Origin of the sequence: Myxococcus sp. MISCRS1, from assembly GCF_026626605.1 — a bacterium.
GTDB lineage: Bacteria > Myxococcota > Myxococcia > Myxococcales > Myxococcaceae > Myxococcus > Myxococcus fulvus.
In genome coordinates, this window is record NZ_JAPNKB010000001.1 from 2,949,004 (window position 1) to 2,967,584 (window position 18,581).

The 18,581-nt window shown below is 71.2% G+C and carries 1 protein-coding gene; it reads left to right on the forward strand.

The genetic code is table 11. The features are described 5' to 3' along the window. The first annotated feature begins 28 nt into the window (after positions 1-28). Positions 29-18,580 (forward strand): non-ribosomal peptide synthetase, encoded by an 18,552-nt coding sequence (locus OWM54_RS11245; RefSeq protein WP_267697500.1) that lies wholly within the window; start codon positions 29-31, stop codon positions 18,578-18,580. Position 18,581 lies beyond the last annotated feature (1 nt).

An 18,581-nucleotide genomic window follows, 5' to 3' on the forward strand; every position in this document is an offset into this window, starting at 1 on the left:
CGACGCCGCCCCCGTGGCCGAGCGCGCGATGGCCCCACGTCCCGTCCTCACCGAGGCGCTGCGGCACCGGGTGCTCGTCACCTTCAATGCCTCCGAGCAGCACCTGGAGGGCGGCGACACGGTGGTGGCCTGCTTCGAGCAGCAGGTGGACCGCGCGCCGGACGCGACGGCGCTCGACTTCGAGGGCACCCGGCTGACGTACCGGCAGCTCGACGAGCGCGCCAACCAGCTCGCGCGCTATCTGCGCTCGCTGAGCGTGGGGCCGGAGACGCGCGTCGCGCTGTGCGCGGAGCGCTCGGTGGAGCAGGTGGTGGGGATGCTGGGCATCCTCAAGGCGGGAGGCGCGTTCGTTCCGCTGGACCCGGCGCATCCCGCGGAGCGGCAGGGCTTCGTGCTCTCCGACAGCGGCGCGCCCGTGGTGCTCGCGCGGCAGCAGATGCTGGACGAGCTGCCGCTGCGAGGCGAGCTGACCGTGGAGCTGGACGGGCTGCTGCCGCCGTTCGCCCGGCACTCCGTGGAGCGGCTGGAGGCAGTCGCCTCGGCGGACCATCTGGCGTACGTCATCTACACGTCCGGCTCCACGGGGCGGCCCAAGGGCGTGCTGGTGGCGCACGCGGGTCTGCGCAACACGGCCCTGGCCGCGGTGCGGGCGCATGGGTTCCGGTCCGAGGACCGGGTGCTCCAGTTCGCGTCGATGAGCTTCGACGCGTCCGTGTGCGAGGTGTTCGCCACGCTGCTCGCGGGCGCGACGCTGGTGCTCGCGCCCCGACAGCGGCTGCTCCCGGATGCCCCCCTGCGGACGCTGCTGCGTGAGAGCGCCGTCACCGCGGTGACGTTGACGCCGTCGGTGCTCGCGCAGTTGGAGACGGACGGGCTGGAGGGCCTGCGCACCGTCATCTCCGCGGGCGAGGCCCTTCCCATCGCGGTGGCCGAGCGCTGGGGCCAGGGCCGGCGGCTGCTCAACGCGTATGGACCGACGGAGGCCACGGTCTGCGCGGCAATCACGCCGTACGCGGTGGTGCCGGGCGCCATCACCCTGGGCACGCCGTGGCCCAACACGCGACTGTACGTGCTCGATGAGGCGCTGGAGCCGCTGCCTCCTGGCGTCGCCGGAGAGCTGTTCATCGGCGGCGTGGGCGTGGCCCGTGGCTATCTGGGGCGACCGGACCTGACGGCGGAGCGGTTCCTGCCGCATCCGTTCGGCTCGACGCCGGGTGAGCGGCTCTACCGCACGGGAGACCTGGCGCGGTGGACGGTGGACGGCGAGCTCGAGTACCTGGGCCGCGTCGACTCGCAGGTGAAGCTGCGCGGCATGCGCGTGGAGCCGGGCGAGGTGGAGGCCGTCCTCTCGCGCCATCCGGAGGTCCGCGAGGTCGCGGTGGTGGCTCGCGAAGTCGCGGAGGGCGAGCTGGCCCTGGTGGCCTTCCTCGTCCCCGCCGAGGGACAGGATGAGACCCGGGTGAGCGCGGTGCTGCGCCCGTGGTTGAAGCAGCAGCTCCCCGAGCACCTGGTGCCCTCCGCGCTCGTGACGCTCACCGCGCTTCCGCTGACGTCCTCCGGGAAGGTGGACCGGAAGGCGCTGGGCTCGTTGTCGCTCGGCCGCGTCGACGCCGCGAGCGCGTCCGCGGGCAGCGCGCCGCGTGGAGAGCTGGAGGTGCTGCTGGCGGGGTTGTTCCAGCAGGTGTTGGGCGTGGAGCGGGTGGGCCGGGACAGCGACTTCTTCGAGCTGGGCGGGCACTCGCTGAGCGCCACGCGACTGCTGGCGCGCGTGCGGCACGCGGTGGGTGTGGACTTGCCGCTGACAACGCTGTTCTCGCACGCGACGGTGGCTCGTCTGGCCCGGGCGCTGGGTCCCATCTCCGAGTCGCTCTCTGCGTCACTCGCCGGCCCCACGCCGCTCCCCGCGGACGTCGCGCCGATGCCGTCCCTGGCGCAGGAGCGGCTGTGGTTCCTCCAGCAGCTCCAGCCGGATTCGGCGGCGTACCTCGTCGTCGATGCGCTGGAGCTTCGGGGCACGCTGAACAGGGCCGCGCTGGAGGACACGCTGCGGCGACTGGTGGAGCGGCACGCCGCGCTCCGCGTCACCTTCACGCCCGTGGAGGGGAGCCCGCGACTGCGCGTCCACCCGGTCCGCGAGCCGCTGCTCACGGTGGAGGACGTGTCACGCCCGCCGAATGAGAGTGGGACCGCGGAGGCGTTGCTCCAGCGCAGGCTGCGCGAGGAGGCCTCGCGACCGCTCTCGGTGGAGGAGGGGCCGCTGTATCGGTTCCACCTGTTCACGAGCGGCCCCGAGCACCAGGCGCTGCTGCTGGTGCTGCATCACCTGGTGGTGGATGGCCTCTCGATGGGCATCCTCCTCAACGAGCTGGCGACGACGTACTCCGCGCTCCAGGAAGGCCGCGTCCCGCCTCCCGCGCCCGCCACCCTGGACTACGTGGACCTGTCCGCCTGGCAGCGCACGCCCGAGGTCCGCGCTCGCGAGGACATCCACCTCGACTACTGGAAGCGACAGCTCGCCGACGCGCCGTCGCTGCTCGCGCTGCCCACGGACAAGCCTCGTCCGCCGGTGTTGTCCGACCGCGGCGCGTACTCGCGTCGCCACGTGTTGCCTCGCGAGGTCCGGCTGCGGCTGGAGGCGCTCTGCCGAGAGCACCAGGTGACGCCGTTCATGGCGCTCTACGCCGTGTTCGCCACGCTGCTCCAGCGCTACTCGGGCGAGCGCGAGCTGTGCATCGGCACGCCGGTATCCGGACGCACGCACGCGGCCTCCGAGGACATCGTCGGGCTGTTCATCAACACGCTCGTCCTGCGGACACATCTGCTGCCTTCCGCGCCGTTCTCCATGTTGCTGGCGCACGTGTGGGCGACCGCGCTGGAGGCCTTCAGTCACCAGGATGCGCCGTTCGAGCGGGTCGTCGATGCGCTCCACGTCGAGCGCAGCCTCAATCGCGCGCCCCTCTTCCAGGTGATGTTCGACCTGCGCCGCGTCGACTCGCCCCTCTCCTTCTCCGGCCTCTCCTCACAGCACGTCTTCGTCGACAACGGCACCAGCCAGCTCGACCTCGCCCTCACCGCCACCGAGCTGCCCGACTCCTCCCTCCAGCTCTTCTTCCAGTTCCGCACCGACCTCTTCGAGCACGCCTCCGTCGAGCGCATGCTCTCCCACTTCGTCATCCTCCTCGAACAGGTCCTCGCCTCGCCCCAGGCGCCCCTCTCCAGCCTCTCGCTGCTCTCCGTCGAAGAGCGCCAGCGCGTCCTCTTCGACTTCAACGATTCTCACCGTCCCTTCGACTCCGACGGCACCGTCGCGTCCCTGCTGCTTGCTTCCTTCGCGAGGACTCCGGACGCCGTTGCTCTCGTCGCTCCCGACGCCACCCTCACCTTCTCCCAGCTCCACTCTCGCGCCTCGCGGCTCGCCGCGCATCTGGCGGCTCTTGGTGCGCGTCCGGAAGCGGTGGTGGGCGTCTGCGTCGAGCGCTCGTCCGAGGCTGTCGTCTCCCTCCTCGCCGTCCACCTCTCCGGCGCCGCGTGCCTCCCTCTGGAGCCTTCGCACCCGCCAGCCCGGCGCGCACAACTGCTTCAGCAATCCCGTGCCTGCCTCGTCGTCTCTTCGCCTGCTCTCTTCGAGGGCGTGGCGCTCGACGCGGTGCTGGTGCAGCCAGGAGATGCGCAGCGTGCTGACGCGGCGCTGGCGGAGCCTCTGCGCGCCCTGCCCGACAACCTCGCCTACATCCTCTACACCTCCGGCTCCACCGGCACTCCCAAGGGCGTCCTCTCCACCCAGCAGAACGTCGTCCACTGCTTCGACGCCTTCGACGCCCTCTACTCCACCTCCACGGGCCACACCTGGGCCGCCTCCGGCAGCCTCTCCTTCGACATCCACCAGGAGGAAATCCTCTTCAGCCTCTCCCGCGGCGCTCGCGTCATCCTCCGCGACGTCGGCCCTCTTGGCCTCGCCAACGACATCCGCCGCCACTGCGTCTCCCACGTCGTCATCACCCCCTCCTCCCTCGCCACCGCCCTCGAGGAGCCCGGTGCCCTCGACGCCTTCCGCTCCCTCTCCGTCCTCGTCACAGGCGGCGAAGTCCTCCCAGACTCTCTCGTCCACTCCCTCGCGCTGACTTCCACCCGCCTCGTCAACACCTACGGGCCCACTGAAGCCAGCATCAACGTCGCCGCTGAAATCTCCCTCCCTCACCGGCCCGTCCGTCTCGGCAGCCCTCTTCCCCGCTGCCGCCTCTACGTCCTCGACGACTCCCTCCAGCCCCTCCCTCCTGGCGTCCCCGGCAACCTCTTCATCGGCGGCATCTGCCTGGCTCGCGGCTACCACTCACTCCCCCACCTCACCGCCGAGCGCTTCATCCCTGACGCCTTCAGCACCTCTCCCGGCTCTCGCCTCTACGACACCGGCGACAGGGCCCGCTGGAATGACGACGGCTCCCTCTCCTTCCTCGGCCGCTCCGACTTCCAGCTCAAACTCCGCGGCGTCCGCGTCGAAGTCGAAGAAATCGAAGCCGCTCTGCTTCGCCTCTCCGGCGTCCGCCAGGCCGCCGTCCTCCCCTTCCGCCCCTCTCGCGACACCTTCCTCGTCGCCTTCCTCGTCCTCGACGACGGCGCTCCTCCGCTGGCTTCCCTCCGCGATGCGCTGGCTTCCTCCCTCCCTGAAGCCCTCGTCCCCTCTCGCTTCCTCTCCCTCCCCTCTCTCCCCTTCACCACCAGCGGCAAAGTCGACAGGACGGCCCTCTCCTCCTTCGACATCTCCGCCGCGGAAGTCCCCTCCTCCGACGCTTCTCCTCGTGGACAGGCCGAGGCACTCCTCTCCCAGCTCTTCGCTGACGTCCTCTCCCTCTCTCACGTCCCTCGCGACGCGGACTTCTTCTCCCTCGGTGGCCACTCCCTCTCCGCCACCCGCCTCGTCTCCCGCATCCGCCTCGCCTTCGGCGTCGAGCTTCCTCTCGCCGCCCTCTTCTCCTCCCCCACTGTCGCAGGGCTCGCTCTCCTCCTCTCCCAGCACCACGACTCCCTTCCGCTTCCCGCTCCTGCTCCCTCCTCTCTTCCTCCCCAGCCCTCCTTCGCACAGGAGCGCCTCTGGTTCCTCCATCAGCTCCTGCCTGACTCCGCCGCGTATGTGATTCCGGAGGCGATCGAGCTGACGGGAGTCCTGGATACAGCCGCGCTGGAGGCCGCGCTGCGACTGCTGCCGGAGCGGCACTCATCGTTGCGCGCGGTCTTCGGTTCGTCGGAGGGGATGCCTCGGTTGGCGTTCCAGCCCGTCCCCGAGCAATTGCTCGACGTGGAGGACCTCCGGCCTCGCGTCCGTGGCGAGGAGGCACTGCGCGCACTGCTCCAGCAACGTCTGGAGGAGGAGAGCTCGCGCCCGTTCTCACTGGAGAAGGGGCCCCTGTATCGCTTCCGTTTGTTCAGGGTCGCGGTCGATCGCCATGTCCTGCTGATGGTCATCCACCACATCGTCGTGGATGGCCTGTCCATGGACCGGCTCCTGAGCGAGTTGGCGCAGTCGTACTCAGAGCTGAGCCGGCAACGAGCGCCGCTGCTCCCCACGCCGCCCCTCACCTACTCGGATATCTCCGCGTGGCAGCGGACCCCCGAGTTCCGCGCGCGTGAGGATGTCCACCTCGACTACTGGAAGCGGCAGCTCGCCGATGCCCCCGCGCTGCTCGCGTTCCCCACCGACAAGCCGCGTCCGCCGGTCCTCACGGATCGAGGCGCCTTCTCGCGTCACCAGGTCCTGCCTCGTGAAGTCCGCCTCCGGCTGGAGGCGCTCTGCCGACAGCATCAGGTGACGCCGTTCATGGCGCTCTATGCCGTGTTCGCCACCTTGCTTCACCGTTACTCGGGTGAGCGCGAGCTGTGCGTCGGCACTCCCGTCTCCGGCCGCACGCACGCCGCCACCGAGGACATCGTCGGCCTCTTCCTCAACACGCTGGTCCTTCGCACGCAGCTTCCAGCAGGGATGACCTTCGCCTCGCTGCTGGCGCAGGTCCGGAGCACTTCGCTCGACGCCTTCAGCCACCAGGATGCGCCGTTCGAGCGGGTCGTCGATGCGCTCCACGTCGAGCGCAGCCTCAGTCACGCGCCCCTCTTCCAGGTGATGTTCGACCTGCGCCGCGTCGACTCGCCCCTCTCCTTCTCCGGCCTCTCCTCTCAGCACGTCTTCGTCGACAATGGCACCAGCCAGCTCGACCTCGCCCTCACCGCCACCGAGCTGCCCGACTCCTCCCTCCAGCTCTTCTTCCAGTTCCGCACCGACCTCTTCGAGCACGCCTCCGTCGAGCGCATGCTCTCCCACTTCGTCATCCTCCTCGAACAGGTCCTCGCCTCGCCCCAGGCGCCCCTCTCCAGCCTCTCGCTGCTCTCCGTCGAAGAGCGCCAGCGCGTCCTCTTCGACTTCAACGACTCCCACCGTCCCTTCGACTCCGACGGCACCGTCGCGTCCCTGCTGCTTGCCTCCTTCGCGAGGACTCCGGACGCCGTTGCTCTCGTCGCTCCCGACGCCACCCTCACCTTCTCCCAGCTCCACTCTCGCGCCTCGCGGCTCGCCGCGCATCTGGCGGCTCTTGGTGCGCGTCCGGAAGCTGTCGTCGGTGTCTGTGTCGAGCGCTCGTCCGAGGCTGTCGTCTCCCTCCTCGCCGTCCACCTCTCCGGCGCCGCGTGCCTCCCTCTGGAGCCTTCGCACCCGCCGGCCCGGCGCGCACAACTGCTTCAGCAGTCCCGTGCCTGCCTCGTCGTCTCTTCGCCTGCTCTCTTCGAGGGCGTGGCGCTCGACGTGGTGCTGGTGCAGCCAGGAGATGCGCAGCGTGCTGACGCGGCGCTGGCGGAGCCTCTGCGCGCCCTGCCCGACAACCTCGCCTACGTCCTCTACACCTCCGGCTCCACCGGCACTCCCAAGGGCGTCCTCTCCACCCAGCAGAACGTCGTCCACTGCTTCGACGCCTTCGACGCCCTCTACTCCACCTCCACGGGCCACACCTGGGCCGCCTCCGGCAGCCTCTCCTTCGACATCCACCAGGAGGAAATCCTCTTCAGCCTCTCCCGCGGCGCTCGCGTCATCCTCCGCGACGTCGGCCCTCTTGGCCTCGCCAACGACATCCGCCGCCACTGCGTCTCCCACGTCGTCATCACCCCCTCCTCCCTCGCCACCGCCCTCGAGGAGCCCGGTGCCCTCGACGCCTTCCGCTCCCTCTCCGTCCTCGTCACCGGCGGCGAAGTCCTCCCAGACTCTCTCGTCCAATCCCTCGCGCTGACTTCCACCCGCCTCGTCAACACCTACGGGCCCACTGAAGCCAGCATCAACGTCGCCGCTGAAATCTCCCTCCCTCACCGGCCCGTCCGTCTCGGCAGCCCTCTTCCCCGCTGCCGCCTCTACGTCCTCGACGACTCCCTCCAGCCCCTCCCTCCTGGCGTCCCCGGCAACCTCTTCATCGGCGGCATCTGCCTGGCTCGCGGCTACCACTCACTCCCCCACCTCACCGCCGAGCGCTTCATCCCTGACGCCTTCAGCACCTCTCCCGGCTCTCGCCTCTACGACACCGGCGACAGGGCCCGCTGGAATGACGACGGCTCCCTCTCCTTCCTCGGCCGCTCCGACTTCCAGCTCAAACTCCGCGGCGTCCGCGTCGAAGTCGAAGAAATCGAAGCCGCTCTGCTTCGCCTCTCCGGCGTCCGCCAGGCCGCCGTCCTCCCCTTCCGCCCCTCTCGCGACACCTTCCTCGTCGCCTTCCTCGTCCTCGACGACGGCGCTCCTCCGCTGGCTTCCCTCCGCGATGCGCTGGCTTCCTCCCTCCCTGAAGCCCTCGTCCCCTCTCGCTTCCTCTCCCTCCCCTCTCTCCCCTTCACCACCAGCGGCAAAGTCGACAGGACGGCCCTCTCCTCCTTCGACATCTCCGCCGCGGAAGTCCCCTCCTCCGACGCTTCTCCTCGTGGACAGGCCGAGGCACTCCTCTCCCAGCTCTTCGCTGACGTCCTCTCCCTCTCTCACGTCCCTCGCGACGCGGACTTCTTCTCCCTCGGTGGCCACTCCCTCTCCGCCACCCGCCTCGTCTCCCGCATCCGCCTCGCCTTCGGCGTCGAGCTTCCTCTCGCCGCCCTCTTCTCCTCCCCCTCCGTCGCAGGACTCGCCCTCCTCCTCTCCCAGCACCACGACGCGCTCCCGCTCCCTTCTCCTGCTCCCTCCTCTCTTCCTCCTCAGCCCTCCTTCGCGCAGGAGCGCCTCTGGTTCCTCCATCAACTCCAACCCGAGCTGCGCGCCTACAACATCCCCGAGGCCGTGGAGCTTCGCGGCGCACTGGACATCCCGGCGCTCGATGGCGCGCTGCGGTTGCTGCTCGATCGTCACCCGGTCCTGAGAACGACCTTCATCGCGGAGGACGGGCGGCCGGTTCCACGACACAACCCGCTTCCCGTGGAGGTGCTCCACGTCGAGGAGCTCTCCGCGACCAACGCTGACAGTCCCGCGCTGCACCTCCGGCTGCGCGAGGAGAGCACTCGCGTCCTGTCACTGGAGCAGGGGCCGCTCTACCGCTTCCACCTGTTCCGCCTCGCCCCGGAGCACCATGTCCTCCTGCTCGTGCTGCACCACGTGGTGGTCGATGGCCTGAGCATCGACCTGCTGTTGAGCGAGCTGTCCCTGGCCTACGCGTCCCTGAGCCAGCACCAGACGCCCTCCCTGCCGACGCCTTCGCTCACCTACGCCGACGTCGCCGCGTGGCAACGCTCCGCTCCCGTCCGGGCCCGTGAGGACCACCACGTCGAGTACTGGAAGCGCCAGCTCGCCGGCGCTCCCGCGTTCCTCGCCCTGCCCACTGACAAGCCGCGTCCCTCCGTCCTCGGTGACGCGGGCGCGCTGAGCCGCTTCCATCGACTGTCTCCCGCGCTGGAACAGGCACTCACCCAGATCTGCCGGGAACACCACGTCACACCCTTCATGGTGCTGAGCGCGGCGCTCGCGGCGCTGCTGCATCGACACTCCGGGCAGGACGACGTGTCCGTGGGCACGCCCGTCTCCGGACGTCCGCACCCCGCGATGGAGTCCATCGTCGGCCTCTTCACCAACACGGTCGTCCTCCGCACCCGCTTCGACCCGGGGACCACCTTCGCCGAGCTGCTCGCGAGCACACGGACCACGGCGCTCGAGGCCTTCACGCATCAGGATGCCCCCTTCGAGCGGGTCGTCGAGGCCCTCCAGGTCGAGCGCAGCCTCGCTCACGCCCCCCTGTTCCAGGTGGGCCTCTTCTGGGAGCGCGCGGAGAACACGCTCGCCGGGACCTTCCCCGGCCTCCAGGCCCGGCCCCTCGTCGTCGACGGCCTGAACACCCAGACCGAGCTGGCCCTCACCGTCACCGAGAATCCCCAGGGCCACGAGCTGTCCTTCCAGTACAGCACCGACCTCTTCGAGGCGCCCACCATCGAGCGCCTGCTGTCCCACTACGTCCACCTGCTCGAGGACGCACTGCGCACCCCGAGTCGGCAGGTCGCGCACCTGTCCCTCCTCGATGTCGACGCGCGCCGCCAGGTGCTCCGCGACTTCAACGACACCGGGCGGGAGTACGACGCGGACACGACGCTCGTCTCGCTCATCGAGGCCCAGGCGGAGCGCACGCCCGGGCACCGTGCGCTCACCTTCGAGGGACACCACCTCACCTACGGAGAGCTGGAGGCCCGGGCCAATCAGCTCGCACGGCATCTCCAGTCCCTCGGGGCGGGGCCCGAAGTCCTCGTGGGCGTGTTCCTGGAGCGCTCCCTGGAGCTCGTCATCGCGCTGGTGGGCATCCTCAAGGCCGGCGCGGCCTACCTGCCGCTGGACCCGGAGCTGCCTCGCGAGCGACTGGCCGGGATGCTCGAGGACGCAGGGGCCGCCGTCGTCCTCACGCGCCAGGAGCTCGCGAGCCACCTGCCTTCGCACCCGGGCCACACGGTCCTCCTCGACGCGGAGGCCACGCGGCTCGCGAGCCTGCCGAGCACCCGCGTCTCGGGCAGGCCGCACCCCGACTCGCTCGCGTACGTCATCTTCACCTCCGGGAGCACGGGGCGCCCCAAGGGCGCGATGAACGGGCACCGCGCGGTCGTCAATCGACTGACGTGGATGCGCCAGGTCCACCCGCTGGTCGCGGGTGACAGCGTGCTCCAGAAGACGCCGACCAGCTTCGACGTCTCGGTGTGGGAGCTGTTCTGGCCGCTCACCGTGGGCGCGCGGTTGGTGCTGGCACGGCCGGGCGGGCACCGCGAGCCCGCCTACCTCGCGCGAGTCCTGGCCGACGAGCACATCACCGTCACCCACTTCGTCCCCTCCATGCTCGCGGCCTTCCTCGAGGAGCCCTGGCAGGAGTCCTTCGCGGACCTGCGCGCGCTCGTGTGCAGCGGCGAGGCGATCTCCGCCGACCTCGTCCAGCGAGCCCACGAGCGGCTGCCCACGACGGAGCTCCACAACCTCTATGGCCCCACCGAGGCCGCGGTGGACGTGACCCACTGGCGCTGCCCTCGGGGCGACCCGCGCACGAGTGTGCCCATCGGTCGCCCGGTGGCGAACACGCACCTGCTCGTCCTCGACACCGCGGGGCACCCCGTCCCGGTGGGCGTGCAGGGGGAGCTCTTCATCGGCGGCCTCCAGGTCGGGCGCGGGTACTGGCGTCGCCCCGAGCTCACCGCCGAGCGCTTCCTCCCGGACGCCTTCAGCGACACGCCCGGCGCGAGCCTCTACCGCACCGGAGACCTCGCACGCTGGCGTGGCGACGGCACGCTGGAGTACCTGGGCCGCACCGACTTCCAGGTGAAGGTGCGCGGCCAGCGCATCGAGCTGGAGGAGATTGAGGTCGCGCTGAGGCGACTGCCCGCCGTGCGCGACGCGGTCGTCGTGGCTCGAACGAGCCCCCGGAGTGATACGCGCCTCATCGCCTACGTCGTCCCGCGAGAGGGGCGCGCGGAGGAGGCCGCGGCGTCACGCGCGGCGCTCAAGCCCGTGCTCCCCGAGGCCATGGTCCCCTCGACCGTGGTCGTGCTGGACGCGCTGCCGCTCACGCCCTCCGGGAAGACGGACCGCCGAGCCCTCACTTCGCTCCCTCTGCCGGAGCCGGAGGTCGCGCGAGGCGCTGGCGATGCGCCGCCGCGCGGACCGCTGGAGCAGTTGCTCGCGAGCTTCTTCCGCCAGGTCCTCGGACTGGAGAGCGTCTCCCGCGACGCGGACTTCTTCGCGCTGGGTGGCCACTCGCTGAGCGCCACGCGGCTGGTGTCGCGCATCCGCCGGGCGCTGGGGCAGGAGCTGCCGCTCAAGACCCTCTTCCTCGCGCCCACGGTGGCGGGCATCGCGCGAGCCCTGACCGAGCTGGCGCCAGGACAGGCCCTCCCGCTCCCCGAGCCCGTGCCCCGGCCCGGTGACGCGCCCACCGTGCCGTCGTTCTCGCAGGAGCGCATGTGGTTCCTCCAGCAGCTCCAGCCTGACTCCGCGTCGCTCGCCATTCCGGAGGCCACGGAGCTGCGCGGGCCGTTGGACGTCGAGGCGCTGGAGTCCGCGTTGTTGTTCCTGCTGGAGCGACACACCGCGCTGCGCGCCATCTTCACGCCCGCCGAAGGGGGCCCGCGGTTGGGGCTCGAGCCCGTGCCGATGCGCGTGCTCGACCGCGAGGACCTGTCGGCCGAGGCCGCGATTCGCGACGTCCTGATGCGGCGGCTGACGGAGGAGTCTGAGCGTCCCTTCCGCCTGGACACGGGGCCGCTCTACCGCTTCCACCTGTTCCTCCTCGCGCCCGAGCACCATGTCCTGCTGCTCGTGTTCCACCACATCGTGGTGGATGGCCTGTCGATGGACCTCCTCCTGCGCGAGCTGGCGGAAGCGTATGCGGCCTGCCGCGAGAACCGCTCGCCGACGGCGCCGCCCCTGACTCTCGACTTCGCGGACGTCGCCGCCTGGCAGCGCACGCCGGCCGTACTCGCTCGACAGGATGCCCACCTCGAGTACTGGCGGCGCAAGCTGGACGGCGCGCCCACCGTGCTGGAGCTGCCCACGGACGTCCCCCGGCATCCGGGGCGCGGACACGCGGGCGCCTTCACACGGCACCACCCGCTGCCGGTGCACCTGGTCGAAGCGCTGCGGGAGCTGTGCCGCGAACACCAGGTCACGCCCTTCATCGCGCTGTACGCGGCATTCACCGCGCTGCTCCATCGCTACACGGGACAGTCGGACCTGAGCATCGGCACGCCGGTGTCGGGGCGGGTCCATCCGTCCCTGGAGCCCCTGGTCGGCCTGTTCATCAACACCGTCGCGCTGCGCACGCAGGTCGACCCCGAGGCCTCCTTCGCTTCACTCCTGGGTCAGGCACGGACCACGGCGCTGGAGGCGTTCGCGCATCAGGAGGTCCCCTTCGAGCGGGTGGTCGAGGCCCTCCAGGTGGAGCGCAGCCTCTCCCACGCGCCGCTCGTGCAGGCGATGTTCGAGCTGAGCCCCAGCCCGCGGACGCTGTCGGATGGGTTCCCCGGCCTGGAGGCGCGCCCGGTGCAGCTCGGCTCGGCCGCCAGCCTCTATGACGTGATGCTCACCGCCGAGGAGGACGAAGACCAGTTCGGCTTCTACCTCGAGTACCCCACCGCGCTGTTCGAGGCCGCGAGCGCGGAGCGGATGGTCTCGCACTACGTGCGCCTGCTCGAATCCGCGCTGCTCGCGCCCACGACGCCCGTGCGCCGGCTGTCCCTGCTCACGGAGGCGGAGCATCGACAGGTGCTCGTCGACTTCAACGCCTCCGAACGCGCCCGCGACGCCCACGACACCGTCGTCTCCCGCTTCGCCGCGCAGGTCGCTCGCACGCCCGACGCGGAGGCCCTGGCCTTCGAGGGACAGACGCTCACCTACCGGGAGTTGCACACGCGCGCCAATCAGCTCGCGCACTTCCTGCGGGAGCTCGGCGCGGGGCCCGAGGAGCGCGTCGCCCTCTGCCTGGAGCGCGGCCCCGAGCTCATCGTGTCCATGCTCGCCGTGCTGAAGGCCGGCGGGGCCTACGTGCCGCTGGACCCCGCGCATCCTCCGGAGCGACTCGCCCAGCTCCTCATCGACGCCGGCGCGCGGGTCCTCGTGACGCGGGAGGGCCTGGGAGACCTGTTCTCGTCCGTCGCCATCATGTCCGCGTACGTCGACACCGACGCCGCGGAGATTTCACGCAAGCCGGTGGAGGACCTGCCCGAGTCCGCGCAAGGCGCGCAGCTCGCGTACGTCATCTTCACCTCGGGCTCCACGGGCCAGCCCAAGGGCGTGCTGCTGACGCACCAGGGCCTGTGCAACACGGCCCTCGCGGCGATGGAGGCCCATGGGCTCCAGCCGGGCCGGCGGGTCCTCCAGTTCGCCTCGGCGACCTTCGATGGCTCGGTCTGGGAGATCTTCTCCACGCTGCTCTCCGGCGCCACGCTGGTGATGGCGCCCAAGGAGCGGCTGCTCCCCGACCTGCCGCTGCGCACGCTGCTGCGAGAGCAGCGCATCACCGACTGCGCGCTCACGCCGACGGTCCTCACCCTGCTCGAGCCCGAGGGACTGGAGTCGCTCCAGGTGATCGTCTCCGGCGGCGAGCCCCTTTCGGCCGAGCTGGTCCGACGCTGGGCCCCGGGCCGCGCGCTGCTCAACTCCTACGGCCCGACCGAGGTCACGGTGGCCGCCACCGTCACGCCCTTCCCGGGGCTCGGACGTCCGTCGGGCGGCGGGTCCACGGAAGTGTCCCGCGTCACGGTGGGAACGCCCTGGCCCAACACCCGCCTCTACGTGCTCGATGAGCGCCTGGAGCCGAGCCCCATCGGCGTGCCCGGTGAGCTGTACGTCGGCGGCACCGGCCTCGCGCGGGGCTATCTGGAGCACCCGGAGCTGACGGCGGAGCGCTTCATCCCTCATCCCCTGGCGACCACGCCGGGCGAGCGGCTCTACCGCACCGGAGACCGGGTGCGCTGGCTCGCGGACGGGCAGCTCGAGTACCTGGGTCGACTGGACACGCAGCTCAAGGTGCGTGGCATCCGCGTGGAGCCCGGTGAAATCGAGGCCGTGCTCACCCGCCACGAGTCCGTGCGCGAAGTCGCCGTGGTGCCTCGCGAGGACGTGGACGGAGGCGCGCGGCTGGTGGCGTTCCTGGTCCCCACGCATCCCGGGGCCCTCGTCGTCGACGCGGTGCGCGCGTGGATGCGTCAGCGCCTTCCCGAGCACCTGGTCCCCTCGGCCTTCGTGCTCCTCGACGCGCTGCCGCTCACGTCGTCGCGCAAGGTGGACCGCAAGGCGTTGGAGCGCCAGGAGCTGCCTCGGCAGGAGCTGCCCTCGCTCGGTGACGACGCGCCCCACGGCACCACGGAAGAGCGGGTGGCCACCCTGTTCCAGGCCGCGCTGGGACTGGCGCGGCTCTCCCGTCAGGCGAACTTCTTCGAGCACGGCGGCCACTCCCTCTCGGCCACCCGGCTCGTGGCGCGGCTGCGTCAGGCCTTCGGCGTCGAGCTGCCCCTGGCGGTGTTCTTCGCGAACCCCACCATCGCCTCGGTGGCGGCGTTCATCGACGCGGCGCCTCGCGCGGTGCTCGAGGTCCCCACCGTCGTCGCCCGCCCGGAGGTGCTGCCCCCGTCCCTGGTCCAGGAGCGGCTCTGGTACGCGCTGCAACTTCCCCAGGCGCCGCCGTATGTCCTCACGCTCGGCCTGCTGCTCGAAGGCGCGCTGGACGCGGACCGGTTGGAGGAGGCCCTGGCCGCCGTGGTCGAGCGCAACGAGACGCTGCGCACCACGTTCTTCCAGCAGGGTGAGGCGCTCCGTGTCCGCGTCCATCCTCCACGCGCCTCGGTCCTCACGCGCGTGGACCTGTCCCGCCTGTCCGCGACGCACGCGCTCGAGGTCGCCCGCGACGCCGTGGTGCGGCTGGACCGGGAGCACTTCGACCTCGCGCAGGGCCCGCTGTATCGCTTCGAGTTGTTGAAGCTGGATGAGCGCGGCTCACGCCATGCGCTCGTCCTAGCCTTCAGCCACACCGTGAACGACGGCGTGGGTCTGGCCACCTTCGCGGAGGAGCTGGCGACGGCCTGGAACTCGGCGGTGGAGGGTCGCCCCGCGCGACTGCCCCCGCTGGCGCTCCAGTACACCGACTACGCCGTCTGGCAGCGACAGCCCGAGCAGCTGCGCAGGCTCGAGGAGGGCCTCGCGTCGTGGAAGCAGGCGCTGGCGCATGCACCGCCGCTGCTGGACCTGCCGCTCGACTTCCCGCGCCGCGCGCCCGCGCTCAACGACAACATGCGCGCCGTGACGGTGTCGCTCTCGGCGGAGCACTCGGACACCATCCGCGCGCTCGCCCGGAGCGAGGGCGTGTCGTCCTTCAGCGTCCTGCTGGCGCTGACGCAGGCGTGGCTGCACCGCCTCAGCGGCCAGTCCCACGTCGTCGTCGCCACGCCCTTCTCGGGCCGCTCCACGCCCCAGGTGGAGTCGCTCCTGGGCTACTTCGCCAACGTGCTGCCGCTGTGCACGGAGGTGTCCGGCGCTCCCAGCCTGCGCGGCCTGTTGCGCCGCGTGCGCGATGTCGTGGCCCACGCCACCACGCACCAGGAGGTGCCGTTCAAGCGCATCGCGGACACGGTGCAGCCGGATGGAGACCGCACCGCGCCCCGACTCGCGCAGGCGCTGCTCCAGGCGGAGCGTCCCGGGCTGCCCGACCTGGACGGACTGTCCGTCACGGAGCTGGACGTCGACGGCGTCATCCCCGCGTATGACGTGGTGGTGAGCGTCACGCTCGGAGACGCGGGCCCGCTGTCCGGCTTCATCGCCCTGGATGGAGCCCTCTTCACGCCCGAGACCGGCGAGCGCTTCGCACGCGCCTTCGAGCAGCTCGCCGCCTCCGCGCTGAGCGCGCCGGAGGTCTCGCTGCCCCAGCTGTCCATGTTGTCTCCCACCCAGCGCAGGGAGGTGCTCGCCGCGCTGGCCGGCCCCGCGCAGGACATCGCGCCGGACACGTGCATCCACACGCTGTTCGAGGCCCAGGTGCGTCGCACGCCGCACGCGGCCGCCGTCGCGCATGGAGACGTCACCTGGAGCTACGCGGAGCTCAACGCACGCGCGAACCTCCTGGCCTCGCGCCTGCTCGAGCGAGGGCTGAAGCCCGAGGAGCGGGTGGGCGTGGTGATGGAGCCGTCCACCCAGGCCATGGCCGTGCTGCTCGGCATCCTCAAGGCGGGCGGCACCTACGTCCCGCTGGACGCGGACTGGCCCGAGCCACGCAAGCGCGACGTGCTCGTGCGCGCCGAGGTGCGCAGGCTGTGGGTGGACGCGAACGTGCTGGAGCCGCACCTGTCACTCGTCGAGGACGTGGAGGTGCCGCCCCTGCCCGCGTCCGTCTCGGACGATTTGGAGCCCGGGCCGCGCCGCGTCCTCGACGCGCAGACGGCGTACATCGTCTTCACCTCCGGCTCCACGGGCGAGCCCAAGGGCGTGATGGTGGAGCACCGCTCGGTGGTGAACCACAACGTGGGCATCGCGAAGCGCTTCGGGCTGGTGGAGGGGGACCGGATGCTCAACTTCGCGCCGCTCACCTTCGACGCCGCCGCCGAGGACCTGTACCCGCCGCTCCTCGTGGGCGGCACGGTGGTGATGCGCAGCGGCCTGGTGCCCGCGCACGCGATGACGCCGTACCTGGAGGAGACGGGCATCACGATCATCAGCCTGCCTCCCACGTACATCGAGGAGTGGATTCGTCAGATGGAGGCGCTGGGCCAGCGTGTGCCCGCGCGCCTCAAGCTGCTCGCCCCCGGTGGCGATGTCCTCAAGAAGGAGACCTTCGAGGCCTGGGTGCGCGTGGGCGGTGGACACGCGCCGTGGGTCAACGTCTACGGCCCCACCGAGTGCACGATTACGTCCGCCACCTGTGACATCCCCGGGGTGGAGGGACTGGGCACCGCCGCCACGTTCCCCATCGGCCGGCCCATGCCGCGCGTGTGCTTCTACCTGCTGGACGAACACCTGGAGCCGGTGCCTCCCGGGTTGCCGGGCCGCGTGTACATCGGCGGAGCGGCGCTCTCACGCGGCTACCTGCGCGCGCCACACCTCACCTCCGAGCGCTTCCTGCCGGATCCGTTCTCCGCCACGCCCGGCGCGCGCATGTACCACACGGGCGACCTGGCCCGGCTGCTGCCCGACGGACGCCTGCGCTTCCTCGGCCGCGCCGACCACCAGGTGAAGGTCCGTGGCTTCCGCATCGAGCTGTCGGAGATTGAGACGTGCCTGCGCCGCCACCCGCTGGTCCAGGAGGCCGTCGTCATCGCGCGCGTGTCTCCCTCCGGCGTGACGTCGCTGTACGCCTACGTGCAGGCTCCGGGCGTCGCGCGCTCCGAGCCGTTCCGCGAGCACGTCGCCTCACAGCTCCCCGGCTACATGGTGCCGGCGACGTTCGTGGTGATGGACGCGCTGCCCATCAACGCCAACGGCAAGGTGGACCGCAAGGCGCTGCCGGACCCGGACGCCGTGGTCGCGCCCGAACCCGCGTCCGCGCCCGCGTCCGACTCGAAGCTGGAGACGCCCTTCCGCACCACGCTGGAGATGGTGCTCCAGCGCCTGTGGACGGAGGTGCTCGGCCGACCGGGCGTCCAGGCTGGCGACGACTTCTTCGCGCTGGGCGGTGACTCCATCCTGGCGATGCGACTGCTCGCGCGACTGGAGGAGGAGCTGGGCCTGCCGCTGCCCCTGGCCACGCTCTTCCAGAGCCCCACGCTGGGCGAGTCCTCCGAGGCCATCCTCGCGCTGCTGCGAGAAGGCCCCCGCCGCACCAGCGCGGTGCGCCTGTCGAGCCCCCGGCTCCCCGAGGACACGCCCCCGCTGTTCCTCTTCCACGCGGGCGACGGCGAGGTGCACCACTACCGCGACCTGGTCCCCCGCCTGGAGCCGCACTTCCGCTGCCATGGCATCCAGGCGCCGGAGACGCTGGCCACGGGCCACGGACACGCGACGCTGGAGGCTCGCGTGGAGGCGTACGCGCGCGACATCCGCGCCATCCAGCCCCACGGTCCCTACCGGCTCGCGGGCTTCTCGTACGGCGGCTATCCCGCGCTCGGCGTGGCCGCGCTGCTGGAGGCCCAGGGCGAGACGGTGGAGCTGCTCGCCATGATGGACACCGCCACGTGGGAGGCCATCCGCGCCGTCGCGCCGTCGTCCGATGAGGACGCCGTGCTGGTGCTCGCCAGCGAGTTCGGCGTGCGCGACGCTGCGATGGAGCAGGAGCTGGCCGCGCTCTCCCGCGAGCAGCAGTGGGAGCACGTGGCGAAGCGGGCCCGCGAGCGGGGAACGGCCGCGCCGCACTTCCGGGGCAGCGACTTCGCGCGCATCTGGCGGGTGCTGGGTGAGGTGCTCACGCCGCAGGCCCGCGCGTGGACCATCCCCCTGACGCGCGTGCGCCCGACGCTCATCACCAGCCGCGCGCTGCGTGAGCAGGTGGGTGACGCGCGCCTGGGCTGGACGCACCACCTGCCCGCCGAGCACCTGGAGGTGCTGGAGATGGAGGGGGAGCACGCCACCGTGCTCCACCCGCCCGAGGTCGACACCCTGGCCGCGCTGCTGCTCGCGGCGCTGGGCAAGGCGTGAG

What these genes read in the sequence shown, in the direction of transcription:
- OWM54_RS11245 (WP_267697500.1), top strand. Translation starts at nt 29, where the DNA reads ATGGCCCCACGTCCCGTCCTCACCGAGGCGCTGCGGCACCGGGTGCTC.